This is a genomic window from Streptococcus sp. HF-2466 (assembly GCF_015594645.1).
Taxonomy (GTDB): Bacteria; Bacillota; Bacilli; order Lactobacillales; family Streptococcaceae; genus Streptococcus; species Streptococcus anginosus.
On sequence record NZ_JADNQU010000001.1, the window covers coordinates 197,479 to 212,073 of the forward strand.

17 protein-coding genes and 1 pseudogene are annotated in these 14,595 nt (G+C 38.8%); all 18 read right to left on the reverse strand.

What is annotated here, in order from left to right; genetic code table 11:
• Positions 1 to 556: 556 nt before the first annotated feature.
• Positions 557 to 727: a hypothetical protein gene (locus IYQ91_RS09930; protein ID WP_226997586.1), complete on the reverse strand. Its 171-nt coding sequence runs from the start codon at positions 725 to 727 to the stop codon at positions 557 to 559.
• Complete coding sequence (locus IYQ91_RS01010; protein WP_223350767.1) at positions 727 to 1,098, reverse strand: DUF805 domain-containing protein; 372 nt, start codon at positions 1,096 to 1,098, stop codon at positions 727 to 729. Before IYQ91_RS01010 ends, IYQ91_RS09930 begins: the two co-directional genes overlap by 1 nt.
• A gap of 81 nt (positions 1,099 to 1,179) precedes the next feature.
• On the reverse strand, positions 1,180 to 3,408 hold the full coding sequence (locus IYQ91_RS01015; RefSeq protein WP_195672802.1) for a DNA internalization-related competence protein ComEC/Rec2: 2,229 nt from the start codon (positions 3,406 to 3,408) through the stop codon (positions 1,180 to 1,182).
• Complete coding sequence (locus tag IYQ91_RS01020) at positions 3,392 to 4,096, reverse strand: helix-hairpin-helix domain-containing protein (protein WP_195672803.1); 705 nt, start codon at positions 4,094 to 4,096, stop codon at positions 3,392 to 3,394. The genes IYQ91_RS01015 and IYQ91_RS01020 overlap by 17 nt, the downstream gene beginning before the upstream one ends.
• Before the next feature lie 181 nt (positions 4,097 to 4,277).
• A complete protein-coding gene (smpB, locus tag IYQ91_RS01025) occupies positions 4,278 to 4,745 on the reverse strand; it encodes an SsrA-binding protein SmpB (protein WP_195672804.1) in 468 nt (155 codons plus the stop codon).
• Positions 4,708 to 7,041: a ribonuclease R gene (rnr, locus tag IYQ91_RS01030; protein ID WP_195672805.1), complete on the reverse strand. Its 2,334-nt coding sequence runs from the start codon at positions 7,039 to 7,041 to the stop codon at positions 4,708 to 4,710. Before rnr ends, smpB begins: the two co-directional genes overlap by 38 nt.
• A gap of 91 nt (positions 7,042 to 7,132) precedes the next feature.
• The gene (secG, locus tag IYQ91_RS01035) at positions 7,133 to 7,366 is read right to left on the reverse strand and encodes a preprotein translocase subunit SecG (RefSeq protein ID WP_003024744.1); all 234 of its coding nucleotides are present in this window, start codon (positions 7,364 to 7,366) and stop codon (positions 7,133 to 7,135) included.
• 39 nt (positions 7,367 to 7,405) lie between these two features.
• Positions 7,406 to 7,555: a 50S ribosomal protein L33 gene (rpmG, locus tag IYQ91_RS01040; protein WP_003024746.1), complete on the reverse strand. Its 150-nt coding sequence runs from the start codon at positions 7,553 to 7,555 to the stop codon at positions 7,406 to 7,408.
• Entirely contained in the window at positions 7,539 to 8,744 is a 1,206-nt protein-coding gene (locus IYQ91_RS01045; protein ID WP_195672806.1) for a multidrug efflux MFS transporter, read from the reverse strand. Before IYQ91_RS01045 ends, rpmG begins: the two co-directional genes overlap by 17 nt.
• 258 nt (positions 8,745 to 9,002) lie before the next feature.
• On the reverse strand, positions 9,003 to 9,665 hold the full coding sequence (locus tag IYQ91_RS01050; RefSeq protein WP_195672807.1) for an NAD(P)-dependent alcohol dehydrogenase: 663 nt from the start codon (positions 9,663 to 9,665) through the stop codon (positions 9,003 to 9,005).
• 72 nt (positions 9,666 to 9,737) lie between these two features.
• A complete protein-coding gene (locus IYQ91_RS01055; RefSeq protein ID WP_195672808.1) occupies positions 9,738 to 9,968 on the reverse strand; it encodes a hypothetical protein in 231 nt (76 codons plus the stop codon).
• Positions 9,946 to 10,557 (reverse strand): dephospho-CoA kinase, encoded by a 612-nt coding sequence (gene coaE / locus IYQ91_RS01060; protein ID WP_195672809.1) that lies wholly within the window; start codon positions 10,555 to 10,557, stop codon positions 9,946 to 9,948. Before coaE ends, IYQ91_RS01055 begins: the two co-directional genes overlap by 23 nt.
• A 3-nt stretch (positions 10,558 to 10,560) precedes the next feature.
• Positions 10,561 to 11,385, reverse strand: a complete 825-nt coding sequence (gene mutM / locus IYQ91_RS01065; protein ID WP_003029866.1) for a DNA-formamidopyrimidine glycosylase — start codon at positions 11,383 to 11,385, stop codon at positions 10,561 to 10,563.
• Between the two features lie 7 nt (positions 11,386 to 11,392).
• Positions 11,393 to 11,836, reverse strand: coding sequence for a GNAT family N-acetyltransferase (locus tag IYQ91_RS01070; RefSeq protein WP_195672995.1), 444 nt, complete (start codon positions 11,834 to 11,836; stop codon positions 11,393 to 11,395).
• Positions 11,837 to 11,844: 8 nt separating this feature from the next.
• Entirely contained in the window at positions 11,845 to 12,369 is a 525-nt protein-coding gene (locus IYQ91_RS01075) for a DUF664 domain-containing protein (protein ID WP_195672810.1), read from the reverse strand.
• Positions 12,370 to 12,422: 53 nt separating this feature from the next.
• Positions 12,423 to 12,893 carry an NUDIX hydrolase gene (locus IYQ91_RS01080; RefSeq protein ID WP_195672811.1) on the reverse strand — a complete coding sequence of 157 codons (471 nt, stop codon included), beginning with the start codon at positions 12,891 to 12,893 and terminating at the stop codon, positions 12,423 to 12,425.
• Positions 12,894 to 12,895: 2 nt separating this feature from the next.
• Positions 12,896 to 13,589 (reverse strand): annotated as a pseudogene (locus IYQ91_RS01085) (alpha/beta fold hydrolase).
• A 96-nt stretch (positions 13,590 to 13,685) separates the two neighbouring features.
• Complete coding sequence (gene era / locus IYQ91_RS01090) at positions 13,686 to 14,585, reverse strand: GTPase Era (protein WP_195672812.1); 900 nt, start codon at positions 14,583 to 14,585, stop codon at positions 13,686 to 13,688.
• Between the last annotated feature and the right edge of the window lie 10 nt (positions 14,586 to 14,595).

A 14,595-nucleotide genomic window follows, 5' to 3' on the forward strand; every position in this document is an offset into this window, starting at 1 on the left:
GAAATCAAACTACTCTTTTCTATCTAAACAATCGAATAAAATCAAGGATTACAATTATTCAGAATATTCCTTTATGTTATAATAAATTGAGAAGGGAGCAATTTTATGTGGTCTTGGTTTATTGTATTTTTACTTTTGGTTATTGCTTTATTTTACTTTTCAAATATCATAATAAAAACTATTATCGGATTTGGATTATTTATTTTTGCGATTGCTATCATTTGCTTTTTCATTGATTATCACAACGATCCAAATAAAGACTAAAAATTGGCTTAAATAGGTCATTTCTCTAATGGGATAAAAGAGATATAAGATTGGCTTATTCAGGAATAAATTCCTAAAAATGATATTAAAAAAATCGTCATTTCTAAAAAACACCCCAATGCATTATTGGAGCATTTCTAGTTTAGTTATCTTCAGAGATAGCTGAGTCCAACTCTTTCTCATCTGATTGAACAACTTGTTCTGGAGTTTCAATGGTAATCGCAGATTCTTGTTGAGATTGAGTTGGTGTTGTTTCAGGTTCAACTGCTTATTCTTGTGGTTAAGTAAATTGTTATGCTTGAACAGGTTGTTGCTGAGATTGTGCTTGTTGTGTCGTAAATTGTCCTTGGTGAACCGTAGATGTTTTCACTTCTTTAGTTGGCATACAAAGTAGGACAATTAGAGCGATAGAACATAGTAACATAGCAACGGCAGCTAAAATATTTAAAATTGGAACCCACATCAAAAGTATAGGACCTGCATATAAAAAGATAAATGCCCAATGATAGCCAGCATCCCGCAAACGACGCACATAATCGCCAAATTTGGGACTAAAGTTGCTATCCCAAAAACACTCAATAAAATAATGATAAAAAATTCGGAACCTAAACTACTTATAAAAATACTTGGATCAAATTCTCCTTCATAATCATAATAAGTCGCTTGCTGTACAACATTGAAGATTGCAACCAAAATTGACCCAAAAGCCATAATACCAAATGGAAGTGTAATCAAAACATTGCACAAAACAGACCACCAATAGTCAGATCTAGTTGATTTTCCTTCAAAATCAGCATAGTGAGTCCAAAACTTTTTATAAGCTGTAAATATCATAAATCTCCTAACATTTTAATTTCTAATAGGAATATCATACTTTCCCTAATAAATCAACGGAAATTAATTTTTAGAGAACAATTACTTGACCGTTTCTAATCGCCAGTTTGTCCACCCTGAAAATTTAACTGCCCCTTGTTCATCTGTCCGATAGAGTTTAGCAGGCAATTGTGCAAATCGCTCTATTGTATCTTGACTAGGTTGCTTAGATTGATTATTTTTCCCGACAGAAATGAGCGCAACCGTTGGTTCTATTTTTTGCAAAAATTTTGAACTTGATGAGTCCTTGGCTCCATGCTGTCCGACTTTCAAAACATCTGTTTTCAACTTTGGATAATGCTGCATTAACTTTGCTTCGCCCTCTTCTTTCAAGTCGCTCGCAAATAAAAATCTTGTACGGAAAAACTGACCATATAAAACGATCGAATGGTCGTTCTTGCTAGCACCCGAAAGAACTTGCAAATGATGATCAAAAATAGGAAGTTTGTCGCCTTGTTTTACGACATGAATGAATGTGTTTGTCTCCCTTAATTTCTTTAGAAAATCTGCATTGTTTAGACTACTTCTGGAAATATAAATTTTCTTTATTGCAAACTTTTTAGCAACTTCTAATACATCTCCTGCATAATCTGGATTTGGATTTGTTAAGACTAAAGTATCAATCGTATCTACGCCACGACTTTTTAGATAAGGAATCAGCGTTCTCTCTGCATTTGAACTACTTATACGTTCTTGCCAACTTTCTTTTTTTCTAATTTCTTCACGTCCGCCAACATCAATCAATACAGTTCTCCCTTTTCGGTCTCTCAGAAAAATACTATCTCCTTGCCCGACATCCACCATTGTGATCTCGTTTTGCAAAGGAAATTTAGTTACAAAAAAGAGTAATGAAAGAAACAGACTAAGAAATATTACCCATTTTTTATTTTTTCTAACATCATACAAAATAGCCAATACAAGCAGCATAATAATCAGCAAAAGCGGGCTGGGCTGCCCAAAAACGATTGGTTTACCAAAGGCACTTGCTATCCAACGAATACTATTTTCTAAACCTTCAAATAGAAAATTGACTTGAGTCAGCTTTATCAAAGGCGAAAAAAGAAAAATAAACATCAAGCCTGGTAGCATCATTGCATTAAAAATCAGTGAAAAAACAAATGTCAACAAAATAGACCAAGGTTGAAATTCACCAAAGTAAAAGATTAGAATTGGTAAAACACCAAGTGAAATAACGCTACTCTCTACAACAACTTTTCGCCAAGAAGCCATACCTTCAAAATCTATCACACTAATGACAAAAGCATAAGCACAGGAGAGAACTCCTCCTGCCGACAAAAGAAAGGACGGCATAATCAAGGACAATATCATCATCGTTAAAGCAAAATTATCTAACTTAGTGATACCATGTTGCGATAATAATTTCTGAATTAAGCTCCGTACAACGGATACTGAAAATCCAGTCATTCCCGCATAAAAGAAAGAAAATGGATATTGGCATTTATGAACCGTTTCCTGCGTAAGGCCCAGCCTTAACAGCAACTTACGAAAACCCTCCATAAAAAAGCCAACTTGCATGCCAGACAGCGCAAATAAATGAATAATTCCCAAGCTAGAGTAAAGACTGTTCATTTCATCGAAGTCTGTATCCAAGGCACCAAATAAGAGTCCTGTCATGTAATTACTCATCGGATTTGGAAAATGCTTCTTGATAAATACCAGTGCCTTTCTTCGCCAACTAGAGAGCCACTCTAGGGGGTGCAAGCTGATTCGATCTTGGCTAGATAAAATGGTATTCACTTTTAAAATTCGATAAATTCCTTGCGTTCTTAAATAGGATTGGTAATCAAAACCATCAAAATTACGCTTCTTCTCAGGGATTTCAAATTCTCCCTCAACTGTCAATGTAACCAAACTAGAGAGATTTTGAAAAGCCAATTGTTCTTCCTTTGATTTCAATTTGTAGTAAACTTGATAAGTCTGCCCATTTGTTTTACCACGGAAAGAAAGTGAATCTCCATTTGCCTTAATCGTGTCAGGTAGAACTGCTACTTGTCTTACGGGAGAAGGTTCTACTTTCGTCTTCTGCTCTACCATTTCCCTACGAACAAAGAAAAAACCAGCAAAACAAGAGAGGATCATGAAGGTCATGAAACATTCTTTCGGTGAATAAAATCGAAAAAGACGAATCCCTAGAAAGATAAAACCAAGCCATGCTAACCAGCTACTTTGATAGATTGCAAAATATAACCAGACAAGCAAAAAAGCAATGTAAATCGGCTTAATCGGAAATCTTTTAATCCACTGTGACATATTCTTCCAATTTTTCTAGTGTTTTGGCACCAACTCCTGATACATTTTTCAGGTCATCAACGGAATTAAATTTCCCGTTTGCCTCACGATATTCTAAAATATCTTGCGCACGTTTTTGACCAATGCCAGAAATGGTCTGCAACTCAGATAAATCAGCTGTGTTTAGATTGACCTTATTCCCTTTTTGCGATGCGACTTCACTAGTTCCTGACGTTGAAGATTGCCCTGCCCCGCTTGCAATACTTGCTGCATTTTCGCTCATGGTTGCTACATATACAACGGCTTCATCCGTTAGTTTTTGCGCCAAATTGACAGATTTGCTATCAGCGTCTGTTGTTAAACCACCTGCTTTTTGGATTGCATCATTGATCCGGCTAGTCTTTTTCAGTTGATAAATACCTGGATTTTTGACTGCACCCTTGACATCTACGGTTAAAAATTCTGATTCTTCACTGGAGCTCGTTTGAGGCTCTGCTTTTTCTTTCTGTGAGTTTTTCTTCGTTCCAGTTGAAATTTCTTCTAATTCTGCCTCCGAACTCGTAACTGTTTCCTGTGCGAGCTCTGCTACATTTGATCGTCTACTGGATTGACCATTTATCATAAAAAATCCTGCTATTATCAAACCAATCAAACTTAAACCAATCAAAATTTTATACTCTTTCATCTTTTCAATGATTGTCTCTAACATCTTTCCTCCTAAGTTGAATGAAAATTTGCTTTATCTATTTATTCGTAAAACAAATAAAAAAGCTGAAAAAATTTCTCAGATTTTGCCATGTTAGAAAAGGGTTTTTGATAAAGATTGACCAATCAACTACCTCGAACTACTAAAAAATCGGAAACAACTTCCGATTTTTACATCTTGTATATTATCTCACATTATAAGCCTTCATCGTCCGAGCAATGTCTCTATTTTGCTCACGAAGTTTAATGGATTCACGCTTGTCATAGTCGTGTTTCCCTTTAGCCAATCCTAAAAGTAACTTGGCATAACCGTCCTTAAGATAAACTTTGAGGGGAACCAAAGTCATTCCAGTTCCTTTGGTTTCCTGCTCTAATTTCTGGATTTGCTTTTTATGCAATAGCAATTTTCTCCTACGTTCAGGATCTTGATTCCAGATATTGCCCGCCTCATAGGGAGCGATGTGAACATTACTGAGCCAGACTTCTCCGTTTTTGACTTGAGCAAAGCCATCTTTCAGGTTAATTCGTGCAGCCCGCACACTTTTGATTTCAGTTCCGGTCAGAACCATGCCCGTTTCAATCGTATCAACAATCGTATAGTCGTGACGCGCTTTCTTATTTTGAGCGACGACCTTTCCTTCTCCCTTTGCCATTCTTGCTTCCTTTCTTAGCCATTTCTTTATAAAACGGTTTCTTACTCTTATTTTTCTTTGATTTCTTATCCCTAGAAACTTTTCCTTTCGGAGACTTGTCTCTTCGTCCTCTGTTATCTTGATGCGACTGTTGACGCCTATCACGATTGGATTGCTTTCTCTTTTCAATCACATCATATTCACTAGGTAGGTATTCAAAGTCAATCTCACCAGTCGCTTTGTCTGCTCGAATCAGCTTAATGCGAATCTGTTGACCGACTCGAAAAACCACACCTGACTTTTCCCCTTGCAGAGTTAGAGTGCGTTCATTGTAGTGGAAAAATTCTGGCAAATTGGTTACATGAATCAAACCTTCAACTGTGTTTGGAAGTTCAACAAAAAGACCGAATTTAACAACGCTTGACACAATACCATCAAATTCTTCTCCCACAAATTCTTCCATAAACTCAGCCTTTTTCATAGCTTCTACTTCTCGCTCTGCTTCAATAGCTCGCCGTTCCCTGCTGGAAGACTGACTGGCAATATCTGGAATGACTTGTTCAAAATGCTCTGCTATTTCTTTAGAATGCCCATAATCGCGCACCATACGGTGAACCAAAAGGTCTGGATAACGGCGAATCGGACTAGTAAAGTGAGTATAAAACTCGGCTGCCAAACCATAATGACCGTGGTTGTGCTCTGAGTAACGAGCCTGCTGCATGGAACGCAAAAGCATCATAGACAGCACTTCTTCATAAGGCTGACCTTGGACTGCTTTCATAATATCCTGAAGGGCAGATTGGCTCATAGAATTAGCCGTTCCGTAGACCCGAACGCCAAAAGTAGAAGCATAATCAATAAACTTCTGCACTTTCTCAGCCTTAGGTTCTTCATGAATCCGATAGATAAAGGGCAGGTTTAACGTAGCAAAATGCTCTGCTACTGTTTCATTGGCGACTAGCATAAAGGACTCAATCATACGCTCCGCAAGTCCACGCTGGCGCAAAACAATATCTACTGGATGCCCAGTCTTATTGACCAAAATTTTAGCTTCTTTCGTATCAAAATTAAGAGCTCCACGTTTGTATCGCATCCGCTCAAGAATTGCATGAAGTTCCGTCATTGCTTCAACACTCGGCAAAATCGCTTTAAAAGCTGCTTGTTTTTCCTCATCTCCAGCAATCATGTCATTCACATTGCTATAGGTCATACGAAAAGTGGATTTAATGACCGTTTGAGTAATGGTATGCTTGATAACTTGACCTTTTTGATTAATCTCCATGATAGCCGATTGCGTCAGTCGATCTACATTAGGATTGAGCGAGCAAATGCCATTTGACAAACGCTCAGGTAGCATCGGTATTACACGGTCAGTCACATAAACCGATGTCGCTCGGTTGAGGGCTTCCTTGTCCAATTCAGAACCTTCTTGAACATAGTAAGAAACATCTGCAATATGAACTCCCAGTTCAAAATGTCCATTTGATAGCTTCTTGATATGAACTGCATCATCCAAATCTTTCGCATCCGCCCCGTCAATGGTAAAGGTAATTTCATTACGCAGATCTAAACGTCCTTCAAAATCTTTTTCAGACAGCGCCTCTGGAATCGTTGATGCTTCCTTCAAAACTCTTTCTGGAAACTCAGACACAATATCCATGGACTCCAAAACTTCCAGAACATCAATTCCTGGATCATCCTTATGACCGACCACATCTAAAACATTAGCTACAAAAAAGTCATGCTTTTTAGTTGGATATTTATCAATCTCTACTTTTAAAATCTCTGTTCCATCCAAAATCAAAGCAGGCTTCTTAATATAAATAGGTTGACTGATTTTCTGATTTTTTGACCGAATATAGCCAGCATACTTAGGCTTCTCTTCGTCTAAGATAAGCTGCCCCACTGCTGTTTTCAAGCTGTGTTCCAAAACATCAATAACCTTGGCTTCAGCAGATGTTCCCTTGCTGCGATCTGCAACCTTAGTGATTGCAACTTCTACCGTATCACCATCAATCGCATAGTTGACATCATTGCGACCAATAAAAAGATCATCCTCTTCTTCATTTAAGGTAACAAAACCAAAGCCATTTTTATGGGCGTGAAAGATTCCTTTCAAGGTAAGCATTTGCTTTTCTTTGCGAAGCTGGATTTTCCCTGCATCGCTAAAGGCCAGCTGACGTTTTCGCTCCATTTCAGAAATCGTTTTGACTAGGTTTCTAAAGTCTTTCGCCTTTTCTTTCCCTAATCCCTGCGCCAGTTCATCCATACTAGCTTCTTTTTTTTCTCTTAAATAGCTTAAAATTTCTTCTTTCATTCTTTCCTTTTTTCTTATGTTTTCTAAACTTTAAGTCGCCTTTACTCATCTACTACAGAAAAAATAGGCAAAGACAAAGTCAGAGCCCATTTTATTTACTAGATAAGATTGTCAGCATTAATGCAATCAACAACCAAAAGAAAACCATCACTCCCGTCAAACGCTGCATAACTGCTTCAAATCCTCTGGCTTTTGGTCGTTCAAACAAATCACCCGCACTTGCGTCAAATACATTACTTGATTGATTTTTGGTTGGTTGCATAAAAATTGCAATTAAAATAAATACTGATAAAATCAATAAAATGGTTAATAATAAATTATACATATCAAACTCCTTAAAATCTCATCTATTCTACCATAAAATTTATTTTGATTCAAGATGTAGGGTCACTTTTCTTTCTTTGGGACAGTATTTTAATACCTCAACCTTTTCTGGATGTGTTTTCATATTTTTACTCGTTAAATAATTCTGACTGCCGCAAGAAGAACACTTTAAATTAATTTTTACTCGCACTGATTTCCTTTGCTCCTAAATATTTTCTAAAACTAAACAATAAAAAGAAGAAGTTCAATAAAGCTAAACCTGCTGTGCTATAGAAAACCCAATGATAGCCAAAATGAACAGAAATAGCTGACCCCATTAACGGTCCAATAACGCCACCAATATAAAAGAAGGTTTGATTGTAACTGAAAATCCGTGAAATACCTTCTTGGGGAGTAATTTTATTGAGCAGAGAGCTAACTCCAGGCAAAAGCGCACCCGTCCCCAGACCAAACAGAAAACGATAAATTCCCAATTCAAGTGGCGTACCAGCCCTCGCACAGAAAATATAAATTACAAAACTATACAAAAGAGCCAGCAGAAGCAAACGGTGATTTCCCATTTTATCTCCTAATTTTCCCAGCCAACTAGATGAAAATATGCTTGAAATGCCCATTGCTGAAACGATTGCACCAGATACCAATAACAAATTTTCTTTTTGTCCTAAAGAGCGGATATAAAGTGTCAAAATAGGGGAAATGGACTGTCCAATCATCTGAATCACCATGCTAGTAATGAACAAACCAAAAAGGATTGATTTTTGAGGAATTCGCTGAAATAGTTGCTTGGTCGAAACTTCTTTTCCTTTAGAGACAGGATGAAAATCTTCTTTTATCCCAAAAATGGTCCACAAAGTAACAACAAACAAGAAAAATCCAACCAAAAGGAAAACATTTCTCATTCCCAAACTTTGAGCTATCATTCCTCCTAAGAGCGGTCCCATCAGAGTCCCCGCTACGACACCTGTTGACAATGTTCCCAAGGCATAACCAGAGTGTTTTTTAGGAGCTTGACTAGCAATCAAAGCCGTGCTATTCGGTACATAACCAGAAAACACCCCATTTAACAGTCTCAATACAATGAGCCAAAATACATTCGGTACAAAAGCCAAGCCTCCCATCGTAAAGGTCATTGCAAAAGCTGCCCGAATCATCATTGGTTTGCGACCGTACCTATCAGCTAAACTTCCCCAGACAGGCGATAAAAGCGCTGCTGTCAAAGCTGTACTCGAAACCGCCAAGCCTGAATAAAATTCAACCATAGAGCCTCTAGCGCCTAATTCTTCCACGTATAAAGACATAAAGGGAACAACTAGTGACAGGCTAGCACCTATAAAAAAGTTCCCCAACCAAGCAATCCATAAATTCCGTTTCCAATTCACTTGATTCTTAATAAAATCATCTTCTTTCCAACTTGTTTATAACACAGAATAATAAACATCACTCTGCCTTTTTAATTCTTCTGAAGATCCTAGTTGTGCATTTTTAATAATGATTTTCCCAGCCAGTCTCTAAAAATTTTTTATAATCAATGTTCAATTGACACAGTTCTTATCCTTTGTCATTAACCAATAATCAATCTATTAGACTACTTTGAGCATCATCTGAATGATAGCCTATCTAATATAGGGTTGTCTATACTAAAAATGCATTCTTAAAGCAATCTTTCCTTGGGGGTGTTCGTTCATCACATATTGGATGGCTTGTGAAACCTGAGTAATGGGATAGACCTTATCAATGAAAGGTTTGATTTCTTTCTTCATCACTAACATCTGCATTTCATTATAATAAGCTGCTCTTGGTTTTAGAAAGTAACTAAAATAGCGAACCCTTTTTGAAAAGAAAGATTGCAAGAATGAAGCAGGCAGATAGCTCGCTCCTACACCTACTAGAATACCATCTTTCTTCAAATGTGCCTTTAGTATCTTCAAATCAACATGTCCATTAACGGCTAAAATGAGATCATCCTTTCCTGCTGCTTTCTCAAAGTCATCATGTTGATAATCAATGACTCTATCACATCCCAAATCAGTTGCCATCTTCAAATTGCGCTGGCTGCATACACCGGTTATAGATGCTCCTAAAGCTTTGGCGTAACACACTAAAAGATGCCCTACACCGCCCGAAGCACCATAAATTAAGACACTCTGACCAGACTGCAATTGCCCTGTACATAAAGCGCCTATGGCTGTCTTAGAGGCACTAGCTAAAACAGCTGCTTCTTCATATGAGAGGTAGCTTGGTTTAAGTACAGTCTGCTTTTCTTCCAGTAAAGCATATTCAGCCCAAGCTCCGAAAGCCATGAAACCTAATGTTTGACCAAAGACCTCATCTCTTTTTTTAAAGTTTTGAACTTGTTCTCCAACTGCTTCGACCTACCCTGAAACTTCACCTCCCAAAATTTTTCCTTTACCTCCAAAAAGAAGGGTTGCTCGAGCAAACAAAGACAGTTTTTTCCCTTTAAAGCGCTCATAGTCAACATTATTTAGAGAAGAATAGTTTACTTTCACTAGAATCTGGTGTTCCTTAGGAATTGGGCGTTTTATCTCTTTTACTTCAAAAGCATTCCCCAAATCGCCTCCTCTATAAACCATTGCTTTCATCATTTCTTAATCTCCTAAGCTTCTTATCAATCTGTTCTATCAGCTCTTCTAAATTGCCATCATTTTTGATTACAAAATCTGCATAAGGAACTTTATCCTCCAACTTCATCTGACTGGCAAGGCGTTGCTGCGCTTCTTCTTGTGAATAGCCATTTCGTGCCTTCAGCCGCTTGATTTGTGTCTCTGGATTCACGTAAACCAGCCAAACCTCATCAAACCAGTCTGCATAATCCTGCTCAAATAAGAGCGGAATATCCATAAAGAAAGTCTCCTCAGTCTTAGCCAGTTGGTCGCGTCGATTGGCTAACTCTTCCCGAATGATATCATTTTGTAGCTGGGAAGATTTCGCTAAATTTTCTTGGCTAGAAAAAATGAGCTGAGATAGTTTAGGACGATCAAGCTCACCTGCTTCGTTCAAGATAGCAGACCCTAGCCTGCTGACCAATGCTTGATAGAGTTTACCGCCTTTCGCCTGCAATTCATGAACCACCTGATCCGCATCAATGACCTGATAGCCCTTTTGCCTGAGATAATTTGTGACTGTCGATTTGCCAGAAGCAATACCGCCTGTAATTCCGATTATTTTTGCCATGTCCTACCTCATTTTTTGACAATGTGGACAAAGGTGAGTTCCACGACCAGCTAGTTTGATTTTTTCAATTTCGTGACCGCATCTAGTACAAGGTTGGCCTGTTTTTCCATAGACTTGTAGGAAATCCTGCATGGTTCCGTCTTCTCCCAAAGCATTGCGGTAGGTGCGAATGGTTGAACCGCCTTTTTCAATACCTAGCTGCAAGACTGCAATAATCTGCTTGCGTAATTCCTCTGCTTCTCCAGCAGTCAAACTTTGAGCTGCTCTTGCCGGATGAATCTGCGCCCGCCATAATACTTCATCTACATAGATATTGCCAAGACCAGCTACTAAAGTTTGATCCAACAGGTAAGGTTTAATCAATTTCTTAGATTTTTTCAGAGCGGTTTCAAATGGCAGTAAATGAAAATCTGATTCAGTCGGTTCTGGTCCTAGCTTTCGCTCAGTAAAATAGGATGTTATTTGTTCTTTTCTCAACAACTCCATCGTGCCAAATTTCCGAACATCCTGATAAACGAGGCTGCTGCCATCTGTAAAATGAAAAATTACATGAGAATGCTTCGTCAACTGGACCTCTTCAGGATAGAAAAGATACTTTCCTTCCATGCGCAAATGCGAAATCAGCACCCAATTCGTCAAATAAAAAATCAGATACTTGCCCCGACGCCCAACAGCATCAATGCTTTGCCCCGGTAATTCTAAGACAAAAGGATCTGCCCCCGTTCCAATCATCTTGGCATAACGGACATCTACCTTTTCAATCTCTTTTCCTTTAACCAGCCGCTCTAAACCACGGCGTACCGTTTCTACTTCTGGTAATTCGGGCATAAAATCTTTATCCTTTCTTATCCAAATGTAACATATAATGAACAGTTCGACTTATTTCTTCAAATCCCGCACTCTTGTGAAAAGCTTGACTGACTGCATTGTCCATATCACAATCTGAAGCTAGCTGGTACACTCCTTTTTCTTTCGCCCACGACTGTGCAAACTCTAGAAGTTGATGAGCGATGCCATTTCTTTGAAAAGCAGGTGCTACCGCTATGCCTTCAATATATGCGATAGGAAGTTGCTCTGCTCCTTCCACATACTCTGAACGCATAGATAAGCTGATCCAAGCAATGGCTTCTCCCTCTAAGTAGTATAAAAATTCATTAGGAAATTTTCCTTCAGAAAATACTGCTAGTAATTTCTTTTTCTCTATCTTCCAAGCTAAATGAGCAAAGTAAGCCCAGTCAGCTAGATGAGATTTTTCAACCGCTCGAATTTCCCCTACCATTACCTTTTTCAATCTTCTCTTCCTAGCAGGCGGCGAGCATAGATTGCCTGACCTGAATGCATAGCAGCATCGTCAATGATCGATACTAAACGATTCCCACGTTTAATAGCTGGAGTCCAATTCTCATCAACAACATCGTCCAAACTGTCTTCATTCACCTCTAATAAATAAGCAATTGTTGCCGCAACCGCATCAGACAGATAGTCTTTGAGCAACTCAATATCTGTCACCACAACTTTATGCGCTTCTTGAGGAGTATGGTGCCAATCTTCCGTATCATCTGGCAAATCCAAGGCAAACTTTTTCTTCCAACCTTTAGAGAACCAGACTGGCTCGGTCTTAGCTAAATCAGCAATCTGAAAATCCAGCTCCCGCGCCGTATGCCAAGTCAACCAAGTCACAGACTTAATGGATGGAACTGTATCCGCAACCGGAAAAGCATTCGCTTCTTCCACAGATAAATTAGTCAGCACCGACAAAAAACACTCCTCGGCTCGTTCCACATTTTCCACTAAAAGATTTACAAATTCCATTGCCCTACCTCCTTAAAAAATAAATTAATCACGGATTATATGTCAATCTCAACTCAATGTCCCATCGCAAAGTTGTCATCAAAATACTCAGCTAACATCAGGCGATGCTTACTACTCACAGATTCTAAATTCTCAATTTCTTCCTTAGAAAAGAAACGCAGGCGTAGAGTTTCTTCATTGTGAAAATCTGTAATATTCATTGATGAAACCGCCGCCAACTCATAGATGAAGACAACCGTTTGCACCGCATCACCATTCGGATAAACTTCCTCGAAATTACTGTAAACATTGAGAAAACGAGTAGCTTCTACTTCAATGCCAGTTTCTTCAAAAAATTCACGCTTAGCAGTATCAAGAGTGGATTCGCCAAGCTCCATTGCACCACCTGGAATAGCCCATGTTTTCTTATCCCCGCGTAGTTGCAACAGCACGCGTCCCTTGTCATCTGCTAAAATACCACCAGCAAAGGTCAGGATAACCTTATCATGCCCAACTTTTGAGCGAATGTAGGAAATGTAGTCCATATTTAGAAACCTTTTAATTTATCTGGAAATGCTCCGTCTTGAAAAAAGTAGCGAAGTAATTGTATATGCGTGTCAATATCACTAAACAGCCACGCATGCCCTTTATTTGGATAATAGGCACGATCACTCAATCTGTTTTTTCTTACCAATTCTTTATGAGATTCATGAATTGACTTCGATTCTTTACCGCCCGAAACAAAGAAAACAGGATTGTCGAAATTTGCAGTAATCCTCAGCAGATTTGCCTGTAACATTGCTCGGCGAAATGATTTAGCAGAAGCCCTTTGCAAATCAGCAATAAAGCCTCGGCAATCCTCTTCAGTGACCCCATCATCCTGCATCATTTTTGTCATAAAGTTGACCAATTAGCTTAGTGTTTTTAAATAACGACATGATGTAGACAACGGCAATGACTTTACCACGTCCATTAATCGGTTCATGACTAGCACCGTCAACAATCGCTCTATCAAATAAACCAGCATGTTTTTCCAACAATTTAAGAACGAGACTGCCTCCCAACGATAGTCCAACAAGGTGCGGCTTGCCGTGAGCCCTGTTTTTGATAATATCAGCAATCATTTCTGTAACATCATTAAAATTTGTCCACTCAATGTCGCGGCTAGAAGCATGTCCAGGCAAATCAACAGCTATACAGTGAAAATCATTTTTTAACTCAGCGATATGATGTGCCCACATCTAACTGCTAGAACCAGACGCATGCAAAAAGACAATACTTTTATCATTTTGGTGACCTTTTTCTGCGACAAATAACGACCTCATCTTCCTCAGCCTCTAATACTCCCTCTCATTATATCCAAAATCTGCCAAGTCCAGCTTTTTGTCCCGCCAGTTTTTCTTGACTTTAACCCAAGTTTCAAGAAAGACCTTATCACCTAGCATGAGTTCAATGTCGCGGCGTGCCAAAGAGCCGATTTTCTTGAGCATAGAGCCGCCTTTGCCAATGATAATGCCCTTTTGACTGTCTCTTTCCACCATAATGGTAGCACGGATATGCACTTTGTCAGTCTCCTCATCCCGCTTCATACTGTCAATGACCACCGCCACCGAATGCGGAATTTCTTCACGTGTCAGCAATAAAACCTTTTCCCGAATCATCTCAGAAACCAAAAAACGCTCAGGGTGGTCGGTAATCTGGTCAGCTGGGAAATATTGGAAACCTTCCTCTAAGTTTTCGCTTAAAATATCAACCAGATGCAAAACATTATTGCCTTGAAGAGCAGAAATTGGCACAACTTCCTTAAAGTCCATCTGCTTGCGATAATCATCAATCTGACTCAGCAGCTGATCCGGGTGTACTTTATCAATTTTATTGATGACCAGAATAACAGGGACTTTAGCCGATTTTAAACGCTCCATGATCATATCATCACCCCTACCGCGTTTTTCATCGGCAGAAACCATAAAAAGAACTGTATCCACTTCACGCAACGTGCTGTAGGCAGATTCCACCATAAAGTCGCCCAAGGCAGTCTTAGGCTTATGAATCCCCGGCGTATCAATAAAAACAATCTGCTCCTGATCTGTCGTGTAAATTCCCATAATCTTGTTACGAGTCGTCTGAGCCTTATCACTCATGATAGCAATCTTTTGCCCCATAACATGATTTAAAAAAGTAGACTTTCCAACATTTGGACGTCCTAAAATAGCAACAAATCCTGATTTAAAGGTCATTTTTCACCTC

What these genes read in the sequence shown, in the direction of transcription:
- IYQ91_RS09930 (WP_226997586.1), bottom strand. Translation starts at nt 727, where the DNA reads ATGTGGGTTCCAATTTTAAATATTTTAGCTGCCGTTGCTATGTTACTA.
- IYQ91_RS01010 (WP_223350767.1), bottom strand. Translation starts at nt 1,098, where the DNA reads ATGATATTTACAGCTTATAAAAAGTTTTGGACTCACTATGCTGATTTT.
- IYQ91_RS01015 (WP_195672802.1), bottom strand. Translation starts at nt 3,408, where the DNA reads ATGTCACAGTGGATTAAAAGATTTCCGATTAAGCCGATTTACATTGCT.
- IYQ91_RS01020 (WP_195672803.1), bottom strand. Translation starts at nt 4,096, where the DNA reads ATGTTAGAGACAATCATTGAAAAGATGAAAGAGTATAAAATTTTGATT.
- smpB (WP_195672804.1), bottom strand. Translation starts at nt 4,745, where the DNA reads ATGGCAAAGGGAGAAGGAAAGGTCGTCGCTCAAAATAAGAAAGCGCGT.
- rnr (WP_195672805.1), bottom strand. Translation starts at nt 7,041, where the DNA reads ATGAAAGAAGAAATTTTAAGCTATTTAAGAGAAAAAAAAGAAGCTAGT.
- secG (WP_003024744.1), bottom strand. Translation starts at nt 7,366, where the DNA reads ATGTATAATTTATTATTAACCATTTTATTGATTTTATCAGTATTTATT.
- IYQ91_RS01050 (WP_195672807.1), bottom strand. Translation starts at nt 9,665, where the DNA reads ATGGCTTTCGGAGCTTGGGCTGAATATGCTTTACTGGAAGAAAAGCAG.
- IYQ91_RS01055 (WP_195672808.1), bottom strand. Translation starts at nt 9,968, where the DNA reads ATGATGAAAGCAATGGTTTATAGAGGAGGCGATTTGGGGAATGCTTTT.
- coaE (WP_195672809.1), bottom strand. Translation starts at nt 10,557, where the DNA reads ATGGCAAAAATAATCGGAATTACAGGCGGTATTGCTTCTGGCAAATCG.
- mutM (WP_003029866.1), bottom strand. Translation starts at nt 11,385, where the DNA reads ATGCCCGAATTACCAGAAGTAGAAACGGTACGCCGTGGTTTAGAGCGG.
- IYQ91_RS01070 (WP_195672995.1), bottom strand. Translation starts at nt 11,836, where the DNA reads ATGGTAGGGGAAATTCGAGCGGTTGAAAAATCTCATCTAGCTGACTGG.
- IYQ91_RS01075 (WP_195672810.1), bottom strand. Translation starts at nt 12,369, where the DNA reads ATGGAATTTGTAAATCTTTTAGTGGAAAATGTGGAACGAGCCGAGGAG.
- IYQ91_RS01080 (WP_195672811.1), bottom strand. Translation starts at nt 12,893, where the DNA reads ATGGACTACATTTCCTACATTCGCTCAAAAGTTGGGCATGATAAGGTT.
- era (WP_195672812.1), bottom strand. Translation starts at nt 14,585, where the DNA reads ATGACCTTTAAATCAGGATTTGTTGCTATTTTAGGACGTCCAAATGTT.